Source organism: Bradyrhizobium sp. WYCCWR15520 (assembly GCF_056174665.1).
This window is the reverse complement of the sequence record NZ_JBWBWM010000022.1, coordinates 14443-35509: the sequence shown is the minus strand read 5'-3', so window position 1 is coordinate 35509 and position 21067 is coordinate 14443. Positions and strand designations below refer to the sequence as shown.

The following is a 21067-nucleotide window of genomic DNA, read 5'->3' as shown; positions in this document are numbered from 1 at the left end:
CCAATGAGCGATGCCATCCTCGATGTTCAAGGCCTCGTCGGCGGCTACGGCAAGATGACGATCCTCAATGGCACCAGCTTTTCGGTGCCGGCAGGGTCCATCACCACCGTCATTGGTCCGAACGGCGCGGGAAAATCCACCGTGTTCAAGGCGATCTTCGGCCTGCTCAAGCTGCGCGAAGGCAAGGTCGTCTTCAAGGGACGCGACGTCACCGGGCTGAGCCAGCGCGAACTGCTCAATGCAGGTATCTGCTACGTGCCGCAGGGGCGCAATATTTTCCCCGAGCTGTCGGTGCGCGACAATATCCAGCTCGGCGCCGTCGTCGCGGGCCGCGACATCACCGATCTGCCTGCCAGAATCGAGGCGGCGCTCGATAAATTCCCGGTGCTGCGCAAGAAGGCGACGCAGCAGGCATCCACGCTGTCGGGCGGCGAGCAGAAGCAGCTCGAAGTCGTCCGCGGCCTCCTGCTCAATCCGCAACTGGTGCTGATCGACGAGCCGTCGATCGGGCTCTCGCCGCTGATGGTGCAGCAGACCTTCAACATTCTGAAGGAATTGCGCGACCGCGGCGTATCGATCCTGATGATCGAGCAGAATGCTCGCTCGGCGCTGGAGATTTCCGACTACGGCATCGTGCTCGAACTGGGCCAGACCCGCCTCGTCGACAAGGCCGAGCGGGTGCTGAACGATCCCCGCATCGGGCAATTGTTCCTGGGCGGCGCCATGACGGAGACGGCCGCATGAACAAGCGCTCGATCGCTACCGTTTCGCTCAGCGGGGCGCTCGATGAAAAGCTGCGCGCGATCGCCGAAGCCGGGTTCGATGCCGTCGAGATTTTCGAGAACGATCTGCTGTCGTTCAACGGCAGCCCGCGCGACGTCGGCCGGATGTGCCGGGATCTCGGGCTGTCGATCTGCGCCTTCCAGCCGTTCCGCGACTTCGAGGGCATGCCGGAGCCGCAACGTGCCCGCAACTTCGCACGTGCCGAGCGCAAGTTCGACCTGATGCAGGAACTGCAGACCGACCTGATGCTGATCTGCAGCAACATCTCGCCGGCCTCGCTTGGCGGCATTGATCGCGCGGCCGCCGATTTCCGCGAGCTGGGCGAGCGGGCCGCCGCACGGGGCTTGCGCGTCGGCTATGAGGCGCTCGCCTGGGGGCTTCATGTCAACGACTATCGCGATGCCTGGGAGATCGTGCGGCGCGCCGATCACCAATCGATCGGCGTCATCCTCGACAGCTTTCACGCGCTGGCGCCGTCGTTCCCGACCCTGCCGATCCAGTCGATTCCCGCCGACAAGATTTTTCTGGTGCAACTGGCCGACGCGCCGAAACTAGGCCTCGACGTGCTGTCCTGGAGCCGGCATTTCCGTTGCTTCCCGGGGCAGGGCGATCTGCCGGTCGCGCGTTTCGTGCAGGACGTGCTGGCCACCGGCTATACCGGCCCGCTGTCGCTGGAAATATTCAACGACCAGTTTCGCGCCGGCTCCGCGGTACGCACCGCGACCGATGGACTGCGCTCGCTGATCCTGCTCGAGGATGACGTTCGCGCGGCGGCGTCGAGCGCTCCGGCAGCGCCCTTGCCACCGAAAGCACACAGTCGTGGCGTCGGCTTCATCGAGTTCGCCGTCAGCGACGAAAAAGCCAAAAGCCTCGCCGCGCTGTTCGGCCAGCTCGGCTTCCGCAAGACCGGCGCGCATCGCAGCAAGGACGTCGAACGCTGGTCGCAGGGCCGTATTGACCTCGTGATCAATTGCGAACCCGACGGCTTTGCGCATTCGCACTTTGTCGCGCACGGCCCCGGCGTCTGCGCCATCGCCGTCGACGTGGATGATGCCGGCAGGACCATGGCACGGGCGGAAGCCTTGCAGGCGCGGACCTTCTACCAGCCGGTCGGGCCGGGTGAGCTGGAGATTCCGGCGATCCGCGGCGTCGGCGGCAGCCTGCTGTATTTCCTCGAAGAAGCCGGCAAGAACTGGGACCTCGATTTCGAATCCCTGCGCAGCGATGCGGCCAGCGACCGGCTCGATGCCGTCGATCATATCTCGCAGTCGATGCCCTATGACGAGATGCTGTCATGGCTGTTGTTCTACACCGGCATTCTCGATCTGGAGCGCCTGCCGCAGATGGAGATCGCGGACCCGGTCGGGCTGGTGCAGAGCCAGGCGCTGATCAATGGCAATCGGGGTCTGCGCATGGTGCTCAACGGCTCGTCAGCCACCCGCACGCTGTCGGCCCGCTTCATCCACGAATTCTTCGGTTCCGGCGTGCAGCATGTCGCGTTCTCCTGCGGCGATATTTTCGCGGCGATCGCCGACATGCGTGCGCGCGGTGCGGATTTCCTCAAGATCCCTGACAATTACTACGACGACATCGAAGCCAAGTACGGCCTCGATGCCGCCACCATGGCCGCGCTGCGCGACAACCAGATTCTCTACGACCGCGAAGGCGACGGCGAATTCTTTCAGGTCTATACCCATGCGTTCGACGAGCGGTTTTTCTTCGAGATCGTCGAGCGCCGCAACTATCACGGCTTCGGCGCCGCCAACGCCGCGATCAGGCTCGCGGCGCAGACCCGCGAATCGCGGCCGCTGACCATGCCCAAGGCGTGACCATCGGAATGGAAAACAAGAACACTGAGGGGAGGCGAGGCGATGTCGATCATGAAGGGGAAGGTCGTTGGCGCAACATTGCTGCTCGCGGCCTGCGGTTATCTCTCGCCAGCATCGGCCGATACGCTTTCCTGCGATGACGGTATCAAGACGGCGTTTCGCCCGGACGCCGACACGAAGGTGGTTGCAGTTCGCCTGGTGAAGAAGGGCGAGGAGCTGAAGGCAGTTGACGCGCCGCAGCCGATTACGGCTGCCGCTGATCTGTGCCTGGTCAAGCTATTGGTCGGCCCCGGCGCCACGGCGGAGAAGGACAGGAACGCGCGCTCCTGGTCCGAAGGTATCGGGATCGAGGTCTGGCTGCCGACGCAGGCCAATTGGAATGAGCGTATCCGCAATTACGGCGGCGGCGGATGGGTCGGCGGCGGTCATCGCTATGCGGACAAGATCGGCAGCAAGGTGCCGGCGATCGTCAATGCCAATATCGGATACGCCTCCGGCACCACGGACGCAGGCCAGCCCTGGTATCAGGATGGCTCGTTCGCATTTCTGTCCGACGGCAAGGTCAACGTGGAAGCGCTGCGCGATTTCTCGGTGCGCGCCATGGTGGAGCAGGCCGTCAAGACCAAGGCGCTGGTCAACCTCTACTACGGCAAGGCGCCGAAATATGCCTACTACGACGGCCATTCGCAGGGTGGCCGGCAAGGCCTGAAACTCGTGCAGGAATATCCCGAGCTTTACGACGGCTACATGATCGCGCAGCCGGCGCTGAATATCGCGAAATTCGGGACGGCAGGGCTCTATCCGCAGATCGTGATGAAAACCGAACTCGGCTTCACGTCGGCGGACAAACCGAAGGCCACAGCCTTCGCCGCCAAGGTTGCCGCCGCCAACAAGCGCGCGGTGGCCGCCTGCGATAAGGCCGGCCTCGGCTTCCTGCTCGATCCCTTTGCCTGCGATTACAATCCCGCACGCGATGCCGACATGCTGTGCGCAGGCGAGGCTGGCGAGGGCGTCGCCGGCAATAATGCCGATGGTGCGGCCTGCATGAGTCTCAAGGAGGCGAACGCGCTGAACCGGATCTGGTACGGCGCCACCAGCGATGGCAGTTTCGATGCCGCGCAGAGCGCCGATGCGCGGTCCGGCAAATCGCTCGGCAAGAACCAGCTCTGGTGGACGTTCACCAAAAGCACCGGCATCGCTAACCTGATCACCAGCGCCTCCTCCTATGGCGTCGCCTTGGCGCTGCAGGATGTCAGCTACGCTCCTGACGCCAGCACGTCGTCAGGCGAACCCATCACGAACGTCTCGACCAATGTGCGCAATAAATGGCTGGAGCTTGATTACGCCGGGCTCGCCGATGCCGTGAACAAGGGCGTCGCGCTGCAGCCGACGCTGTTCAGCGACCTCATCACCGACAAGGCGGACCTCGCGAAACTGCGCGATCTCGGCCGCAAGGTCATCGTCTACACGGGCCTCGTCGATGATGCGATCCCGCCCGCCGGCAACATCAATTACCACGAGCGCGTGGTGGCGGCGATGGGCGGGTATGCCGAGGTGCAGAAGTTCATGCGGATGTATCTTGTGCCGGGATCGGCGCACTCTTCGCAAGGGAGGGCCTATACCGTCGGCGGCAAGAACGACAGCGTGCCGTTGCCGAAGCTGCCGGGCAATGCCAATCAGACACCGACACGCGAGCAGGACCAATTCTTCACCGCGCTGATCGACTGGGTCGAGAAGGGCACCGCGCCCGGCGAAATCCTGCTGACGTCGCGTGACAACAGCCTCAGCTATCCCGTCTGCGTCTATCCGCTGCGGACGAACTGGAACGGCAATGAAGATGCAAAGCAGGCCTCGAGCTATAGCTGCCGGTAGCTGCCCTTGCGCCGCCCACGATTATCCGAGATCTCGCCCGGGTACGACGTCGTCGTGATCGGCGCCGGAGCCGCCGGCATGTCGGCTGCGCTTTTTTCCGCCATTCGCGGCGCGAAAACGCTGCTGGTCGAGAAGACGGGGGTTGTCGGCGGTACCTCCGCATGGTCGGCCGGATCGATCTGGATACCCAATACGCGCCATGCATCGGCCGCCGGCGCGATCGATAGCGTGGCGAACGTCGAAAAATATCTGCAGCAGATCATTGGAAACCATGCCGACGTTGCGCTGCGCGCCGCCTTCCTGAAGGCGGGTCCCACGGCAGTCGAGGTTCTGGAAAATCATTCCGAAGTGAAGTTGCGGGCCTATGTTCGTCATCCCGACTATCGCTCCGAGCTTGAGGGTGCGGCGCTCGCCGGGCGCGCGCTGGAGCCGTTGCCATTCGACGGGCGTTTGCTTGGCGAGGCGTTCGCGCTGGTTCGACCGCCGCTCCCGGAGTTCACGCTGCTTGGCGGAATGATGGTCGACAGGACGGATATCGGTCATCTGTTGTCGTCAACGAGGTCCGTCAAATCGTTGTGGCACTCTACCAAGCTCTTTGCGCGCTACGCACGCGACAAAGCGAGCCATGGCAGGGGCACACGGCTCGTGATGGGGAATGCGCTGGTCGGCCGGCTACTGTATTCATTGATGCGTCAGGGTGTAGAGATCCTGACAGGCGCATCGCTTGCGAAGATCATCCGGAAACCTGACGGCGCCGTTATGGCGGCCGGTTTGATCTCGGAAGGAGTATCGCGCGAGATCGGCGTCAATGCCGCTCTGATTCTGGCGGGAGGCGGTTTCAACCGCCATGCCGAGCGACGCCTCGCCGCGCTTGGAACCGAGTCCGGATGGTCGTCCGTCGCGCCGGGCTCGAGCGGCGATGCGCAGGACAAGGCCCTTGAGATCGGTGCGCGCCTCGGTGATCGGGATGTCAGCCCTGCATTCTGGGCGCCCGCATCGATCCGGCGGCGGCGCGACGGATCACAAGCGGTGTTTCCGCACTTCGTGCTCGACCGTGCCAAACCGGGGACGCTGGTTGTCGACAGCAACGGGCGTCGGTTCGTCAATGAAGCGATCTCCTATCACCAGTTTGCGCTGGAGATGTTGGCAAAGGGAAAGTCGGCCATTCCGGCGTTTCTGATCGCGGATGCGGTTTCAGTCAGGAAGTATGGCCTTGGCATGGTGCGGCCTGGTGGCTGGGGCACCAGAGCGGCTGTCGCCGACGGCTATGTCAGCGTCGCCGACACCGTCGAGCAGCTTGCACTGCGACTGCACATCGATCCCGGTCAATTGCGCGCGACGGTCGACAGGATGAACCTGTATGCGCAAACCGGTCTTGATCCCGAATTCGGCAGGGGAAGCACGGTGTATCAGAATCACAACGGTGATGCGTCTGCGGGCGGGGCCAATCCCAACCTTGGCCGCATCGCGTCGGCCCCCTTCTATGCGGTCCGGCTTTATCCTTCCGATATCGGTACCTCCTGCGGACTTGTCACGGACGAGCTTGCCCGCGTTCTAGATGCCGGCAATCAGCCGATTGCTGGCCTCTACGCTTGCGGAAATGACATGCAGTCGATCATGGGTGGAACCTACCCCGGACCGGGGATCACGCTCGGGCCAGCGATCGCGTTTGCCTATATCGCGGCGTCGGACGCCGCTCGGCGCTTGGGCGTCGAATGACGCCGTCGTTTTCGCTTGCCGCGCTTATCGCGCTCGAACTTGCACCATGCGAATTGATCTGCATCTCCGCCGCAGCTATCCCGTCTCGTCTATCCGCTGCGGACGACGTGGAATGGCAACGGAGATGCAAAGCAGGTTTCGAGCTATAGCTGCCGGTAGGCCGGCGGGTTAGGATCGTGTCGTCGGTAGCGGCCTCAGTACCGGATTGAACATGATCGAACCCAAGGAAAGCGCGAGCAAAGCGCGCGAAGTGCTGGGCCTGCTCGGCTTCCTGTTGGTGGCCACAGCCCAGGTCTCGAACATGATCCTGGCGCGCGGCGTTGCCGGCAGCGTACCGCCGTTCTCGATCGCCTTCTTTCGCTGGAGCATCGTCGCGCTCGGCCTGTTGCCGGCCATCGTGATGGCATTGCGGGAAAGGCCCGGCGTGTTGCAGGGGCAGACGCTCGGCATCGCGGCGGCGGGCTTTCTCGGCATGTTCGTGTGCGGCGGCCCGGTTTATCTCGCCGGCGTTACGACCTCGGCGATCAACCTGGCGCTGATCATGGCGCTCGCGCCGCTCGCAGTACTGCTGTTCTCTTTCATGTCCGGCCAGGAACCCATTCATCGAAGCCAGATCATAGGCATGCTGCTCTCGCTGGCCGGCGCGGCCTTGATCATTACCAAAGGGCAGGCAGCCGTCGGCGCTGGCGTGGTAACCGGCGACCTGCTTGCGCTGATGGCGATGCTGGGTTGGGCGGGGTACACCCTGCTGCAGAATCGTGTCGGCAGCGGTGTGAGCTTTCTGGCGCGGATCGGCCTGTTCGCGGCAGCGGGCGCGCTGTTCTCGTTGCCCTTCGCCATCCACGAAATGTGGACCGCGCCGGCCGCCGCGTTCAACGGGCGTGCGGCGCTGGTGTATTTGTTCGCAGGATTGGTCCCCGGGCTTTTTGCCTATTCGGCCTATGCCTATCTCGGCGCGAAATTCGGCGCGGTGTCGACTTCCCTGAGCCTTTATCTCGGACCGATCGTCAGCGCGGTGCTGTCGATCCTGTTTCTCGGGGAGGCGCCTACCATGATCCATCTGATCGGCGGCGCACTGTCGCTCGGCGGCATGTGGTTGAGCCTGCAGGCGAAGCAGAGCGGATCACCATCCTAACGCGACGTCGGCTGCCCGGAAATTTATCAAGGCATCTTCGCGCTCGATGCGCGTCGCCGATTTCACCTGACGAGTCGCTCTCCTTGTCGCGCCGTTCCGCGTGGCCGTCATAACGGCGGCCTTTGGCATCGACTTGACAATAAATGATCGGTTATATAATGTATTTGTTATATAGTAGATTTGAGATGGACGATGCCAAATCTCGATGCCGCCTTTTCCGCCCTGGCTGACCCAACTCGTCGCGCAATCCTGGCGCGTCTCGCGTTGGGCGAAGCCACCGTCATGGAGCTGGCCGAGCCGTTCGAGATGACGCAACCCGCCATCTCCCGACATCTCAAGGTGCTCGAGGGCGCAGGTCTCATCCTCCGCCGGGTCGAAGGCACGAAGCGGCCGTGCCGGCTGGCGCCGACGGCCGTTGCCGAGATCGACCAATGGCTCGGGATGCTGCGCCAGGCCCTGAGTGCGAACTACAACCGGTTGGACGACGTTCTGGCCGCCATGAAAACCGAAGAGTGAAAGGCAGTCCGATGAGCAAGTTGACGCTGAAGACCGAAGGCGACACCCACGTCGTTGTCACCAGGCATTTCGCCGCCACGCCGGAGGCTGTTTATCGCGCGCACACCGAACCCGCGCTGATCCAGAAGTGGCTGCTAGGTCCGGAGGGCTGGACGATGCCGGTCTGCATCAACGAGGCGCGCCCCGGCGGTAAGATCCGGTACGAATGGAGCGACGGCAAGGGCGGCGGCTTCTATCTGACCGGAGAGTTTATCGAGACCGTGCCGTTCACCCGGCTCGTGCACGTCGAACGGATGCATCTGCCCGATCCGACACCGGACAATCATGTCGAAACGAATTTTGCCCCCGATGGCACCGGCACATTGATGACCATGCGAATGACGCTGCCTGATGCTGCGACGCGCGCCGCGATGCTGGCGACCGGCATGGAAGATGGAATGGAAGCGAGCTACGCGCGGCTTGACGCGCTATCTATCCCGGCGCGGCCATAACGAAACCGCGCGCGGACGGCTACTCCATCACCGCGTGATCCGGCGCGACCGACTGTTCGCGTAACGTGGCCTTGGTCGAGCCGATCATGATGGCGAGCGGGATGGCGCAGGCGGTGAAGATCATCACCATCTGGTAGTCGTGCGAGAACGCGATGATCTGCGCCTGCACCTTAACCATCATATCAGCCATGGCGCGGCCCTTGTCTGTGGCGAGATCGATCATATCGCGCACGCCCGGCATCTGCAGGGCGTGATTGAACGGATTGATATTCTCCGACAGTACTGCGTAGGTGTAGCGCGTGCGCTGCGTCAGTTGCGCGATCACCAGCGAGATCCCGATCGAACTGGCGACATTGCGCATCAAGGTCAGCATCGAGGTGCCGTCGGTGCGCAGATGATTGGGCAGCGTCAGGAACGCCACCGTCGACAGCGGCACGAACACCAGGCCGAAGCCAAAACCCTGGACCACGCTGATGATCACGATCTCGGTCGCGCCGGTCTGGTCGGTCCAGCCCGTCATATAGAACAGCGACAGGCAGGTGATGCCGAGGCCGGAAACGATCAGCGTTCGCGCCTCGATATGGTTCATCATGCGGCCGACCAGCATCATCGCCACGAACGTGCCGCAGCCGCGGCTCGCCAGCAGCAGCCCGGCGGTGATGATGGGATAGCCGATCACATTCTGCAGGAACGGCGAGGCAAGGGCCATGGTGGAGAACAGCACCAGCCCCATCACGGCCATGAATACGCAGCCGGCGACGAAGTTCTTGTCCTTGAACAGCGCGAACTGGATGAACGGATGCTGCGTCGTCAGCGAATGCGCCAGGAAATAATAGAAGCCGATGGCGGCGACGATGAATTCGGCGATGATCTCATTGGACTCCAGCCAGCCGAGCTGCTCGCCGCGGTCGAGCGCAAGCTGCAGCGCGCCGATGGCGACCGCCAGTGCGGTGAAGCCGAACCAGTCGAACCGCAGCTCGAGGTCCTTCCTGGTCTCGTCCATGAAGATCACAAGGCCGAGCACGGTGATGACGCCGAACGGCAGGTTGACGAAGAACACCCAATGCCAGGAATAGGTCTCGGTCAGCCAGGCGCCGAGCGAGGGACCCATGATCGGCCCCATCATCACGCCCATGCCCCAGATCGCCATTGCTTTGGCGCGTTCGTGCAATGCGTAGGAATCGAGCATCACCGCCTGGGACAGCGGCACCAGCGCTGCGCCGAACACGCCCTGCAGCAGGCGGAATACCACCATCTGGGTGATGTCCTGCGCCAGCCCGCACATCACTGAGGCGACGGTGAAGCCGGCCGAGCAGACGATGAAGATGCGCTTGCGGCCGAAGCGGTTGGCGATCCACCCGACCGGCGCGGTCATGATCGCGGCGGCGACGATGTAGGAGGTCAGGACCCAGTTGATCTGGTCCTGCGAGGCCGACAGCGTGCCCTGCATGTAGGGCAGCGCGACGTTGGCGATGGTCGTGTCCAGCGCCTGCATGATGGTCGCTGTCATAGCGCAGATCGTCACCATGTTCCGGCGCAGGCCGGGAACGGCAGCCGATGGTGCGCCCGTCGTCATGGCGTTATTCGGGGTCCTGGTTCGCCACCGCCGGCGACATGCCGAGCAGGGCGGGCAACGAACGGCGATGGTTGGTGTCGATCGTGGCGTAGACGCTCATGCCGGCCTTCAGCTTGCGGACGAACTTGTCGTTCTTGTCGAAATAGATCCGCACCGGCACGCGCTGCACCACCTTGACGAAATTGCCCGACGCATTCTGTGGCGGCAGGATCGCGAATTGCGCGCCGGTGCCGGGCGAGAGCGAGCCGACCGTGCCCTTGAACGGATGGTTCGGGAAGGCATCGACCTCGAGCGTGACGGACTGGCCGACCGCGACATGGGTGAAATCGGATTCCTTCGGGTTGGCGTCGACCCACGGGTTCGACGTGTCGATGATGCTGAACACGGGCGTGCCGGCGGTAACGAAGCGGCCGAGCTGAATCTGCTCGACCTGGGTGGCGATGCCGGCCATCGGCGCGCGCATCACGGCATGATCGAGATTGCGCTGGGCCTGGTCGAGCGCCGCCTTGGCCTGGGCATAGGGCGGGAATTCGCCGAGCGGCAGGTCTGGATTGCCGAGCAACTGCGCTTTTGCGGTCGCGATCTTCTGCTGCAGCAGCTGATATTGCGCGCTCGCGGTAACGAGGGCGGTCGATGCATTGTCGAGGTCGAGCTGCGAGCCGAAATTATTCTTCACCAGCGCCGACTTGCGTTCGACGTCGCGCCGCTTCAAGTCCATGCCCTGTTGCGAGAGCTCGCTCATCTGGCCGTAGATCTTGAGGTCGGCGATCAGATTGTCGTAGGTGACGTTCGCTTGCGCCAGGTTGGCCTTGGCCTGCGCGACGGCGAGTCGGAACGGCACGGGATCGATCTCGAACAGCACGTCGCCCGGACCAACCTGCTGGCCCTCCTTCACCACGACCTTCTCGATCTTGCCTGATATGTCGGGCGTGATCAGAATCTTTTGCGCGCCGACATAGGCATCGTCAGTGGTCACGTAGCGGCCGCCGTTGAGATAGAACGTCACTCCGGCCACCAGCGCGACCAGCGGCAGCACGACGAGCAGCAGGAAGCGGCGATAGCGACGCAGGCCGGCCAACAGGCGGCGGCGCGGCTCGGCGGCAAGTTTCGTTCGCGGCGATGCCGGACTGTTCTTCTGCTCGGGCGGGAATTTGAGCACGGGATCAGCCATAACGCTGCTCCTTTCGTGGAGATTCGTTCGCAGGATTCTGGATCGCGTTGCGAACGTTCTCCTTGATCAGGTCGAGTTGGTCGAGCAGGCGGTGCGCATCGGCAGGGTTGATGCCATCGAGTGCGGTCGCCGTCAGTTCGGCGCGCAGCCCGGCAAGCTTGCCGAGTAACGGACGCGCGGCCTTGCGCAGATAGAGACGGTTGACGCGGCGGTCGTTCTCGTCGCCGCGGCGCTCAATCCAGCCATTGTCGCAGAGCTTGTCGATCAGCCGCGTCAGCGTGATCGGCTGCATCTCCATCTGTTCGGCGAGTTCCGATTGCTTCAGGCCCTCGGTCCGTTCGACCTTGGCCAGAACAGCCCATTGCGCGCGGGTGATGCCGTAGCGCGCCGCCTGCCGGTCAGCATAGGCGCGCATCATCCGCTGCACCTCGCCGAGCGTAAAAAGGAAATTCATGTCCACCGAACCGCGCATCGCCCTCAGCCTCCATAAGCTAGCGATATAATAAGCTTGCTTATGAATTCCGCATGCCGAGTTAACAATGGCCTGATCCGCTTCCAGCACATGGCTGGGAACCAGCGGAAGCCGGGCTTTGGGATTGGCCGTCAGAAGTGCTACAAAAGGTTGAGATGAGCCTGACAAAGCCAACGTTTCCCGCGCCCGATCACGATCACGGCCGCTGCACTGCGGAAGCGATCGCCCATGCCGAACAGGTTTGCGCGCGCCGGGCACAGAAATTCACGCCGATCCGGCGCCAGGTGCTGCAGGCGCTATTGTCGAGCCACCGCCCGCTCGGCGCCTATGAGGTGATCGACGAACTCGCCAAATCGATGCCGCGCCCGGCGCCGATCACCGTCTACCGCGCGCTCGATTTTCTGATGGAAAACGGCCTCGTCCACCGCATCGAAAGCCGCAACGCGTTCCTCGCCTGTGCGCATGACCATGACGAGACCTCGATGGTAGCGTTTTTGATCTGCGAGCTCTGCGGCTCCGTCGGCGAAATTCCAGCGGCCCCGGTCGCGCAAAGCGTCAACGCGGCGGCGCGCGCCTCGGGTTTCGCGCCAAAGCTCTCCGTCGTCGAGATCGCCGGCACCTGCGCCCATTGCCAGAAATAAAGAACACGGCGCCAAGCCGGTCACGAGGATAGATGCCGTCCAAGCCATTAGAACCTTCTGCCGGGCGTGCGCTCACCCCGGGCGCCATCGCCTTGATGCTGATGCTGTGCCTGAGCTGGGGGTTCAACCAGATCGCGGTGAAGCTTGCGCTGCCCGATGTCCCGCCGATGCTGCAGGCCTTGATACGTTCCGCCGGTGCGCTGCCGGTGATGCTGTTCGCCGGATGGCTGCGTGGCGTGAAATTCTTCGAGCGCGACGGTTCGCTGGGCCCCGGCCTGTTGGCGGGCACGCTGTTCGGAATCGAGTTCGTGCTGATCTTCACCGGGCTGGTGTTTACCTCAGCATCGCGCGCGGCGGTGTTTCTCTACACCGCACCGTTCTTCGTTGCGCTCGGCTCCTACCAGTTTCTCGGCGAGCGTTTGAGCATGCTGCAATGGAGCGGGCTGGGCCTCAGTTTTGCGGGCGTAGCGCTGGCGATCGGCGTGCCGCAGGCCAACGTCGACGCGAAAGTATTGCTTGGCGATTTGCTGGTGGTCGGCGGCGGCGCGCTATGGGGCGCGACCACGCTGATCGCCAAGGGCACCAAGCTTCGGAACGCCGCGCCGGAAAAAGCGCTCGGCTACCAGGTCGCGGTGTCGATCCCGATCCTGGGCGCCGCATCGCTCCTGTTCGGCGAAAAGATCACCCACATGCCGAGCGCGCTGTCGATCTCGCTGCTGGCCTATCAGGCAATCTGGGTCGTGGGTTGCACCTTCGTGCTGTGGTTTGCGCTGGTGAAGACCTACTCGGCGAGCAAGCTTTCGTCGTTCACCTTCTTCACGCCATTGTTCGGCGTCGTCGCCGCCTATTTCATCCTGCACGATACGCTGACGATTGCGTTCGGCGTCGCGGCGCTGCTGGTCATCGCGGGGCTTTATCTCGTGAACAAGCCGGATCCGAAGGTGGTGCCGGATCCGAACGTGCCGGCGTAGCCGTTGTCGTATCGAACGCCTCTCGGGATTTTCGCTAGACGTTACGGAGAATTGTTTGAGCCCGTTCAAGAGCTGTATTTGCGATCGATTTGTATGGGTCCTTGATTGCCATGTCGGCAATCGCGCCATTGACAAAGTCGGGGTTCAGCTTGTCTAGCGTAAGGAGTGTCCTTGCTACCTTGTCCCGGTAGGAACGCAACGAATAATCGCGTCCGTATGCTTCTCCGCTGCCGCCGCGATATCGAAAATATCGCGCGGTCTTATGCTCGGTCCTCGATGGTAGATTTTCTTGGTGATTATTTCTGGGACATTTTCCAGTTCGACGGATTCACCTTCAATCGTGCGTCGGATTGTCGGCGACGACGTCATTGAGGAACCGACGATGAAGTCGATTTGGCCAATGTCTTTGAAAGCCAGTTTCAAGAATCTTGTGCCGTCTCCTTCGTACTCGGTCGGGGCAACCTCGAGTTTGAAGTCGCGTTTTTGGGGATCGAGGAGTGGCAGAAGCTGAGGATCGGGCAGAAAGATATCTATGTCATGACTCTCGCGGTGATCAATTTGCAGCATCATTGCCGTGCCGCCACCGAACGTCCAATGAGTGATGACGGCCTGCTCGGCATTTGCCTGACGGATAACGGCGCAAGCTATCCGGAATAGCTGCGCCCAGTCAGGCGAATGTTTGGGTGCGCTCACGCGGCGAGCGGATAGGACTCGCCAGAATAAATGGCAAAGGCCTTGGCTGCGGTTGCAAGCTGTTGCTCGGTAATATTGTAAGAGCAGGCAAACTCGATTTGCAGCTCTGGACTGACTTCGCCAAAAAACGAAGACATATGCCCGGGTGCTGCTTTAGCGGCTTCAGGATGAAGGAGACAAAAGGCAAGCGCCTGCGCGTCCAGCTGTTTGCTGTACGGCGCATTGACAGTAGTTAACACCAGAGCGGCGCTCGTCATCTTTATCACCTAGAGCTATTAGATTGGTCCGGTGGTACCCCTTGTCAACGGAATTAAGGCGCATTCCGTCAACGAACCTTAAACGATTTACCCCGTCTCGATCGGCAAGGATGCATCCTTCGCCCATTCGCCCATCGAGCCGTCGTAGAGGGTGAGGTTTCCGTAGCCGAGCCGGTGCAGCAGGAACAGGTCGACGGTGGCCGAGATGCCGCCGCCGCAATAGGCGACGACACGCTTGTCTTTCGTGATGCCCTGCGCCTTGAACTTGGCTTCGGCTTCCGCGAGCGGCACGAAGGCCTTGGTCTTGGGATCGAGCAGTGTCGCGGCCGAGACGTTGCAACTGCCGGGCACGCGGCCCGGCCGGCCGTAGCGGCTGGGCTCCAGTCCCCTGTGAAACTGCGGGCCGAGGGCGTTGACGACGACGGTGTTGCGTTCGGCGGTGGCGGCCAGCGTCTGATACTTGTCGACGAAAAATCCGTCTTTCGGTTCGGCGACAAACGTCGCCGGCGGATATCCCTTCGCTGGCCCGGTTTCGAGCGAACGTCCCTCGAATTTCCATTTGTCGAGCCCGCCGTCGAGCACAGATACCGTCTCGAAGCCCAGCGACGTGAGCATCCACCAGAACCGCGTCGCCCACATCGGGGTGCCGATACTGTACAGCACCACCCGGCTGTCATTGGATACGCCATGACGTCCGAACGCGGCTTCGAGCTGCGCCACCTCAGGCATCATGAAGCGAAGCTCGGTAGCGGCATCGGAGAACTCGCCCTGCAGATCGAGAAAGTCCGCGCCCGGAATGTGGCCGGCTTCGAAGGTGTGCCGCCCGGGCACGGTGAGATAGGGCTGGCTGGAGCCTTCGGGTGCGGGTTCTAGGTAGGTGGTGCAGTCGAACAGGCGCAAAATGGGCTGATCCAGGAGATCAGCGAGTTCCGCCGTAGAGATGAGCCCGTTATGCCCCGACATTGATGGCCTCCCGTTATTTTAGGCTGATGCTAGGGCCCGCATCGGGCTATGAAAAGGCGGCCGGGAAGTGCGCTCGCCCTTTCAATTCGGCGATTCCTGACCAATATAGCGGTTAACGGAAGCCGCGGTATTTTCACCCGGCTTCCGCCACTGTTAACGGCCTAAGCTGTTGAATCTACAATGCAAAATCCGAAGAGTGACGGGGCGCACAGACCTTTCGCCACCCCCTTGGTGATTGTCACCAAAACCTGATATTCGAGGCCCCATGAACAAGCCCGAAATAATCCCGCAAGACGACGTCGCAGGCCCCAGGGCCCGGCACAAAACCACCCAGGTCATGGTCGGCAATGTTGCCGTCGGCGGGGGTGCGCCGATCGTCGTGCAGTCGATGACCAACACCGACACCGCCGATATCGAAGGCACGATCGCGCAGGTCGCGGCGCTGACCCGCGCCGGATCGGAAATGGTGCGCATCACCGTCGATCGCGAGGAGGCGGCTGCCGCCGTTCCGCATATCCGTGACGGCCTGCGCAAGCGCGGCATCACCACGCCCCTGATCGGCGACTTCCACTATATCGGCCACAAGCTACTCGCCGAATACCCTGATTGCGCCGAGGCGCTCGACAAATACCGCATCAATCCCGGCAATGTCGGCTTCAAGAACAAGCGCGACACGCAGTTCGCCGACATCATCGAGATTGCCAACAAGAACAACAAGCCGGTCCGCATCGGCGCCAATTGGGGCTCGCTCGACCAGGAACTGCTGACCAAGCTGATGGACGAGAATACGGCCTCGCCGAACCCGCGCGATGCGCGCGCTGTGACCCGCGAGGCCATGGTGCAGTCAGCGCTGTTGTCGGCCGCCCGCGCCCAAGAGCTCGGCATGCCCAAGAACCGCATGATCCTGTCGGCGAAAGTTTCCGCCGTGCAGGACCTGATCGCGGTCTATCAGACGCTCGCCTCGCGTTCCGACTACGCCATCCATCTCGGCCTCACTGAAGCCGGCATGGGATCGAAGGGCATCGTCGCCTCGTCGGCTGCGCTCGGCATCCTGCTTCAGGACGGCATCGGCGATACCATCCGTATCTCGCTGACGCCCGAGCCCGGCGGCGATCGTACCCTTGAGGTGCAGGTCGCGCAGGAGCTGTTGCAGACCATGGGCTTCCGCACCTTCGTGCCGCTGGTCGCGGCATGCCCGGGCTGCGGCCGCACCACCTCCACCACGTTCCAGGAGCTGGCGCGCTCGATCCAGGATTTCATCCGCGACGAGATGCCGACCTGGAAGACGCAATATCCCGGCGTCGAGCAGCTCAACGTCGCTGTGATGGGCTGCATCGTCAACGGCCCCGGCGAATCCAAGCACGCCAATATCGGCATCTCCCTGCCCGGCACCGGCGAAGCGCCGGCGGCTCCCGTGTTCGTCGACGGCAAGAAGTTCCGCACCCTGCGTGGGCCGACGATTGCCGCCGACTTCAAGGCGCTGGTGATCGATTATATCGATCAGCGTTATGGCAGTGGTGCCAAGGCGCCGGTGACCGCGGCGGAATAACGCCCGCCAAACAGCTGCATTGTAGGGCGGATTAGCGTTAGCGTAATCCGCCTTATTTTTTGGCCGCGGGAGTGGCGGGTTACGCTTCGCTAACCCGCCCTACATTGCTACGATGATCCCAATCAAGAACGGTTGGGAGAACGCCCATGAGCTCACTGTCCGGCAAGCAGGGACCGCGTTATCGGCACACCGCCGGCGAAGCTGAACCCTACGAGACCATCGGCGTCGAAAAACTTACCCCTATCATCGGCGCGGAAATCTCAGGCGTCGATATCGGCAAGCTCGTCTCGGACGACGCGCGCTCCAACCGGACGATGGACGAGATCCATCGCGCGCTCGCCGAAAATCTTGTGATCTTCTTTCGCGACCAGCACATCAGCCCCGACCAACACCTCGCCTTCGGCCGCAAGTTCGGTGAATTGCATGTGCATCCGGCCGCACCCAATGAGGGCGATCCGGCGCTGATGAAGATCTATGCCGACAAGGATTCGCCGCGCGCCAATGGCGAGGGTTGGCACTCGGACGTGTCCTGCGATGTCGAGCCGCCAATGGGGTCGATCCTCTACATCAAGCAATGCCCGCCGCGCGGCGGCGATACGCTGTTCGCCAGCATGTATGCCGCCTATGAGGCCCTGTCGGACCGCATGAAGGCCTATCTCGACGGGCTGACCGCGCTGCATGACGGCGAGCAGACCTATCGCGGCCTCTACGCCAATTACGGCGTCGCCGACCGGGTGGAATATCCGCGCGCCGAACACCGGTCGTGCGAACCCACCCCGTCACCGGCAAGAAGGCGCTCTATGTCAACCGCGGCTTCACCCGACACATCATTGGCATTCCCCGCGATGAGAGCGACGCCATGCTCGCTTATCTCTACCAGCACGCAGAAAACCCGCTGTTCCAGTGCCGCTTCCGCTGGACCGAAAACGCCATCGCCTTCTGGGACAACCGCTGCGCCCAGCACCGCGCGATGTGGGATTACTGGCCGCATACGCGATCAGGCACGCGGGTGACGGTGAAGGGAGAAAGGCCGGTCTAATTTCGCAGGGCGGATTAGCGAAGCGTAATCCGCCCTTCTTCGCTTGATCGGTGGGTTACGCCTTCGGCTAACCCACCCTACGATGCGATCATGCCGCATTCGCGTTGACGCATCGCCCGGCCTGCGTCAATCTCGGTCAAAAGCAATAACAATCCGGAGGACGCCGCATGCTCCGCGCAGAAGACAACAAATTCCTCACCGAAAGCGGTGCAGGCACCGGCATGGGCGAATTACTGCGCCGCTTCTGGATTCCGGTGCTGTTGTCGAAAGAACTGCCCGAGCCCGACGGTACGCCCAAGAAGATCGTCGTCATGGGTGAGGAGCTGCTCGCCTTCCGCGACAGTCGCGGCGTGGTCGGCGTCATCGATCAGTATTGCCCGCATCGCGGTGCTAATCTCTGGCTCGGGCGCAACGAGGAATGCGGCATCCGCTGCGTCTATCACGGCTGGAAATTCGATACCGACGGCCGCTGTGTCGACATGCCGACGTCCTATCCCGACCTCAACGCAAAGGATCTGATCCGCATCAAGTCCTATCCGGTGCGCGAATGGGGCGACATGATCTGGGCCTATATGGGACCGGCGGATCAGATGCCGGAATTGCCTGATCTGGAGATGGCGCTGGTGCCGCCCTCGCACCGTTACGTCACCAAGAAATGGCAGGACTGCAACTGGGTGCAGGCGCTGGAAGGCTCGATCGACACCGCGCATTTCACCTTCGCGCATCTCTCCTTCGAAAAGGAAGAAAACGAGATTCTCGACATCAAGAAGCACTTTGTGAATCCGCTTGTACGGGTGGCGACCGACCACATGCGCTGGATCGCTGAAGACCCGCGCCCCGTGATCAAGATCAATCCGCACGAGGCTGGTCTCACGGTCGCGGGCGGGCGGCTGACCGGATCAGACAATATCTACTGGCGTATCGCCCAGTTCCTGATGCCGGTGCATGCCTATGCGCCAAGCTCGATGCCCGGCGAGAACATCTTCGGTCAGAGCTTTGTGCCGGTGACGGATACAAATTGCTGGATCTACACCTATGCATGGAATCCGGATCGTCCGCTGACGCAGGCCGAACGCGACGGTTACGATCGCGGCAACGGCGTGATGGCCGTGGTCGACGAGAATTATGTCCCGCTGCGCAACAAGTCGAACGACTATCTGATCGATCGCAAGCTGCAGAAGACCAGCAGCTACACCGGCATCAAGGGCGTGTCCGAGCAGGACGCCGCCGTGCAGGACAGCCAGGGCCCGATCGCCGACCGTACCCGCGAACATCTCGGCCCGACCGATCTCGGCATCATGCATTTCCGCAAGCTGGTCATGGATGCCGCCCGCGCGCTGCAGAAGGGCGAGGCGCCGCCGCACCTGAAGCATCAGGACCGCTACGCCGTGCGCTCCGGCGCCTGCGTCACCAGCAAGGCCAAGGATCTCACCGCTGTCATGATCGAGCGGTTCGGCGATGCGGCCGGCTATGTCGGCGGTCCCGGCAGGAACGCGGCGGCGGAGTAGGGAGCGCGAAGGCGTGAGCGGATTACTCGCGCAGATCGTAGCGGTAGGATTTCGAGACGATCTTCCAGCCGTCGTGCAGCTTCATTGCCACCAGATAATCGGTGAAGTAGCGCGGCGGCAACTGGCAGCGCACCTTGATGAAGGCGGTCTGGTCATCGGAGCGGTCGATCGTGACGATGAAATCGTCGCGCGGCTTGCCCTCGGCTTTCGCCGAAGGCTGCTTCTTCATCCAGTCCAGCCAAGCAGACAAGGTAAGAACTCGCAGCCTGCCGCTTTCCAACGAGCGTAGGTCGGCGGACGGGTGAAAGACGGCCGCCAACTTCTCGACATCGCCTTCGTACACGCCGTCGAAATAATGTTGGACCACCGCCTCTAAGGTAGAACGATCATGGCTCACGGATTGTGCTCTTTGCGCATGACGAGGCTGGTTGGAAATCGTTACTCGCGCAGATCGTAGCGGTAGGATTTCGAGACGATCTTCCAGCCGTCGCGCAGCTTCATTGCCACCAGATAGTCGGTGAAGTAGCGCGGCGGCAATTGGCAGCGCACCTTGATGAAGGCGGTCTGCTCATCCGAGCGGTCGATGGTAACGATGAAGTCCTCGCGCGGCTTGCCTTCGGCCTTGGCAGAGGGGCGCTTGCGCACGCGATCGAGCCAGTCCGGCACGGTCAAAACCTGCAGCTCGCCTTTCTCCAGCCAGCGCAGATCGGCAGTCGCGTCGAAGATCGCGCCGAGCTTTTCGGCGTCGCCCTCGTACAGGCCATCGAAATAGTTCTGCACTACGGCTTCGACGGTCGATCGGTCATGGCTCATGGGTCGTTCTCCCCGGCAGGATTGGATATGCTCGATTGAATTAAGCCACGAACCGCCAAATTGCGCTATGGCTGACTTTGACATCCGCGTGAGGAGTGATCGGTGGCCGGATCAGAAAATTCGAATGCTCGCATCCTTGTCGGAGAATGCTTCTGCCGCGCCGTGCGCTATGAGGTCGAGGACGCGTTCGCCTATGCATTGAATTGCCATTGCTCGAATTGCCGGCGCACCACCGGCTCGGCGTTCAAGCCATTCGCCGGAATTGCGCGCGAGAAGTTCAGCGTCGTCAGGGGCGGTGACGCCTTGCTGATTTACGGCGACGACAGGACGCATGACGCGCACTGCCGCGGCTGCGGCTCGCTGCTCTATTCGGTGGTGCGCGACGGCGCCTTCGTCCATGTCGCGATGGGAACGCTTGTCGATGCGCCCTCGATCCGGCCGAGCGCGCATATTTTTGTCGGCTCCAAGGCGCCGTGGCATGAGATCAGCGACGATCTGCCGCGATATCGGGAGCATGTTACGCCTGGCGCGGAGTAAATCGGCGCCTGGTCAGTTCGTCGCGTGAGATCGCTCTACTTGCGCCGTGGTTGTGGCAGTTGGTCCCAGCGAGAACGAAAGCACGACATTGTCGGCGCGTTGCTTGAATTCCTTTCCGACCGCGGCTCGCGCAGCCTCGGCGAGTTCGCGCAGCGGTTTGTCCTCAAGGAGTTTTGGGAAGGTGACGGTTACCGTCGTGAGCCGGCCGTTGTTCCAGTTGAAGCCGACCGTCGGACGGACGCCCGTCGTCTGCGCGAGGTCGGTCTCGACTGCCTTGGCGTGTTTGAAGCCGTCCACCAGGGCATCGACCGCGCCGCAGCCGGCAAGGCCTGTGGCAAGCAGGACGATGGCTATCGTTTTTCGTACCCTCGCGCCAGTCGCCCGGGATTGGGTCAATAGAACTAACGAATTGCGCCCTTCCATGGCTGCTCCGCTCTTGTTCATTGTTATGTGATCTTGGGCACGCGATCCCCTCGGCAAAGCGAACCGGCGGCCGATTTGGCCGACTAATGTTCAGGATGGCCCGACCAGG

21 protein-coding genes and 1 pseudogene are annotated in these 21067 nt (G+C 62.2%); 13 read left to right on the top strand and 9 right to left on the bottom strand.

Annotated features, from left to right (window positions below):
* The first annotated feature begins 3 nt into the window (after positions 1-3).
* The 7 genes from AC0QUY_RS24685 (at position 4) to AC0QUY_RS24655 (ending at position 8345) form a co-directional block, all read left to right on the top strand.
* Positions 4-744 carry an ABC transporter ATP-binding protein gene (locus AC0QUY_RS24685; protein ID WP_475388816.1) on the top strand — a complete coding sequence of 247 codons (741 nt, stop codon included), beginning with the start codon at positions 4-6 and terminating at the stop codon, positions 742-744.
* Entirely contained in the window at positions 741-2612 is a 1872-nt protein-coding gene (locus AC0QUY_RS24680; RefSeq protein WP_475388814.1) for a bifunctional sugar phosphate isomerase/epimerase/4-hydroxyphenylpyruvate dioxygenase family protein, read from the top strand. Before AC0QUY_RS24685 ends, AC0QUY_RS24680 begins: the two co-directional genes overlap by 4 nt.
* Positions 2613-2654: 42 nt before the next feature.
* Positions 2655-4484 carry a tannase/feruloyl esterase family alpha/beta hydrolase gene (locus AC0QUY_RS24675; protein ID WP_475388811.1) on the top strand — a complete coding sequence of 610 codons (1830 nt, stop codon included), beginning with the start codon at positions 2655-2657 and terminating at the stop codon, positions 4482-4484.
* Between the two features lie 6 nt (positions 4485-4490).
* Positions 4491-6203 carry an FAD-dependent oxidoreductase gene (locus AC0QUY_RS24670; protein WP_475388810.1) on the top strand — a complete coding sequence of 571 codons (1713 nt, stop codon included), beginning with the start codon at positions 4491-4493 and terminating at the stop codon, positions 6201-6203.
* Positions 6204-6414: 211 nt separating this feature from the next.
* Positions 6415-7338 (top strand): DMT family transporter, encoded by a 924-nt coding sequence (locus AC0QUY_RS24665; RefSeq protein WP_475388809.1) that lies wholly within the window; start codon positions 6415-6417, stop codon positions 7336-7338.
* A 192-nt stretch (positions 7339-7530) separates the two neighbouring features.
* Complete coding sequence (locus tag AC0QUY_RS24660; RefSeq protein WP_475388808.1) at positions 7531-7854, top strand: ArsR/SmtB family transcription factor; 324 nt, start codon at positions 7531-7533, stop codon at positions 7852-7854.
* 11 nt (positions 7855-7865) lie between these two features.
* The gene (locus AC0QUY_RS24655; RefSeq protein WP_475388806.1) at positions 7866-8345 is read left to right on the top strand and encodes an SRPBCC domain-containing protein; all 480 of its coding nucleotides are present in this window, start codon (positions 7866-7868) and stop codon (positions 8343-8345) included.
* A 19-nt stretch (positions 8346-8364) separates the two neighbouring features.
* Here AC0QUY_RS24655 and AC0QUY_RS24650 read toward each other — a convergent pair whose 3' ends face one another.
* Genes AC0QUY_RS24650 through AC0QUY_RS24640 form a run of 3 tightly spaced genes read right to left on the bottom strand, consistent with a single transcriptional unit; the run spans position 8365 to position 11564 of the window.
* The gene (locus AC0QUY_RS24650) at positions 8365-9921 is read right to left on the bottom strand and encodes an MDR family MFS transporter (protein WP_475388805.1); all 1557 of its coding nucleotides are present in this window, start codon (positions 9919-9921) and stop codon (positions 8365-8367) included.
* 4 nt (positions 9922-9925) lie between these two features.
* A complete protein-coding gene (locus AC0QUY_RS24645) occupies positions 9926-11092 on the bottom strand; it encodes an HlyD family secretion protein (protein ID WP_475388804.1) in 1167 nt (388 codons plus the stop codon).
* Complete coding sequence (locus AC0QUY_RS24640) at positions 11085-11564, bottom strand: MarR family winged helix-turn-helix transcriptional regulator (RefSeq protein WP_475388803.1); 480 nt, start codon at positions 11562-11564, stop codon at positions 11085-11087. The genes AC0QUY_RS24645 and AC0QUY_RS24640 overlap by 8 nt, the downstream gene beginning before the upstream one ends.
* 155 nt (positions 11565-11719) lie before the next feature.
* Between AC0QUY_RS24640 and AC0QUY_RS24635 the strand changes: the two genes are divergently transcribed.
* Both AC0QUY_RS24635 and AC0QUY_RS24630 read left to right on the top strand, forming a co-directional pair.
* On the top strand, positions 11720-12205 hold the full coding sequence (locus tag AC0QUY_RS24635) for a Fur family transcriptional regulator (RefSeq protein ID WP_161851241.1): 486 nt from the start codon (positions 11720-11722) through the stop codon (positions 12203-12205).
* 32 nt (positions 12206-12237) lie between these two features.
* Complete coding sequence (locus tag AC0QUY_RS24630) at positions 12238-13176, top strand: DMT family transporter (RefSeq protein WP_475388801.1); 939 nt, start codon at positions 12238-12240, stop codon at positions 13174-13176.
* Positions 13177-13350: 174 nt separating this feature from the next.
* Here the strand turns inward: AC0QUY_RS24630 and AC0QUY_RS24625 are convergent, their stop codons facing one another.
* From AC0QUY_RS24625 to AC0QUY_RS24615, 3 genes are all read right to left on the bottom strand, one after another.
* Positions 13351-13869: a nucleotidyl transferase AbiEii/AbiGii toxin family protein gene (locus tag AC0QUY_RS24625; protein ID WP_475388800.1), complete on the bottom strand. Its 519-nt coding sequence runs from the start codon at positions 13867-13869 to the stop codon at positions 13351-13353.
* Positions 13866-14126 carry a hypothetical protein gene (locus tag AC0QUY_RS24620; protein ID WP_475388799.1) on the bottom strand — a complete coding sequence of 87 codons (261 nt, stop codon included), beginning with the start codon at positions 14124-14126 and terminating at the stop codon, positions 13866-13868. The genes AC0QUY_RS24625 and AC0QUY_RS24620 overlap by 4 nt, the downstream gene beginning before the upstream one ends.
* Positions 14127-14213: 87 nt before the next feature.
* Positions 14214-15089, bottom strand: a complete 876-nt coding sequence (locus AC0QUY_RS24615; RefSeq protein ID WP_475388798.1) for a sulfurtransferase — start codon at positions 15087-15089, stop codon at positions 14214-14216.
* Between the two features lie 265 nt (positions 15090-15354).
* On the opposite strand from AC0QUY_RS24615, the gene ispG reads away from it, so the two are divergent.
* The 3 genes and pseudogenes from ispG to AC0QUY_RS24600 all read left to right on the top strand — a co-directional run bounded on the left by ispG (position 15355) and on the right by AC0QUY_RS24600 (position 19185).
* Complete coding sequence (gene ispG, locus AC0QUY_RS24610; protein WP_161851245.1) at positions 15355-16638, top strand: flavodoxin-dependent (E)-4-hydroxy-3-methylbut-2-enyl-diphosphate synthase; 1284 nt, start codon at positions 15355-15357, stop codon at positions 16636-16638.
* A gap of 146 nt (positions 16639-16784) precedes the next feature.
* Positions 16785-17590, top strand: a pseudogene (locus tag AC0QUY_RS24605) (TauD/TfdA dioxygenase family protein); the annotation flags it as partial.
* Positions 17591-17844: 254 nt separating this feature from the next.
* The gene (locus AC0QUY_RS24600; RefSeq protein ID WP_161851247.1) at positions 17845-19185 is read left to right on the top strand and encodes a Rieske 2Fe-2S domain-containing protein; all 1341 of its coding nucleotides are present in this window, start codon (positions 17845-17847) and stop codon (positions 19183-19185) included.
* 22 nt (positions 19186-19207) lie between these two features.
* On the opposite strand, the gene AC0QUY_RS24595 is transcribed toward AC0QUY_RS24600, so the two are convergent.
* Positions 19208-19582, bottom strand: a complete 375-nt coding sequence (locus tag AC0QUY_RS24595; RefSeq protein WP_161851248.1) for a nuclear transport factor 2 family protein — start codon at positions 19580-19582, stop codon at positions 19208-19210.
* A gap of 41 nt (positions 19583-19623) precedes the next feature.
* Positions 19624-19998, bottom strand: coding sequence for a nuclear transport factor 2 family protein (locus AC0QUY_RS24590; protein ID WP_161851249.1), 375 nt, complete (start codon positions 19996-19998; stop codon positions 19624-19626).
* Positions 19999-20100: 102 nt separating this feature from the next.
* Between AC0QUY_RS24590 and AC0QUY_RS24585 the strand changes: the two genes are divergently transcribed.
* Positions 20101-20535, top strand: coding sequence for a GFA family protein (locus AC0QUY_RS24585; RefSeq protein ID WP_161851250.1), 435 nt, complete (start codon positions 20101-20103; stop codon positions 20533-20535).
* Between the two features lie 12 nt (positions 20536-20547).
* On the opposite strand, the gene AC0QUY_RS24580 is transcribed toward AC0QUY_RS24585, so the two are convergent.
* Positions 20548-20958, bottom strand: a complete 411-nt coding sequence (locus tag AC0QUY_RS24580; RefSeq protein WP_161856330.1) for a hypothetical protein — start codon at positions 20956-20958, stop codon at positions 20548-20550.
* Positions 20959-21067 lie beyond the last annotated feature (109 nt).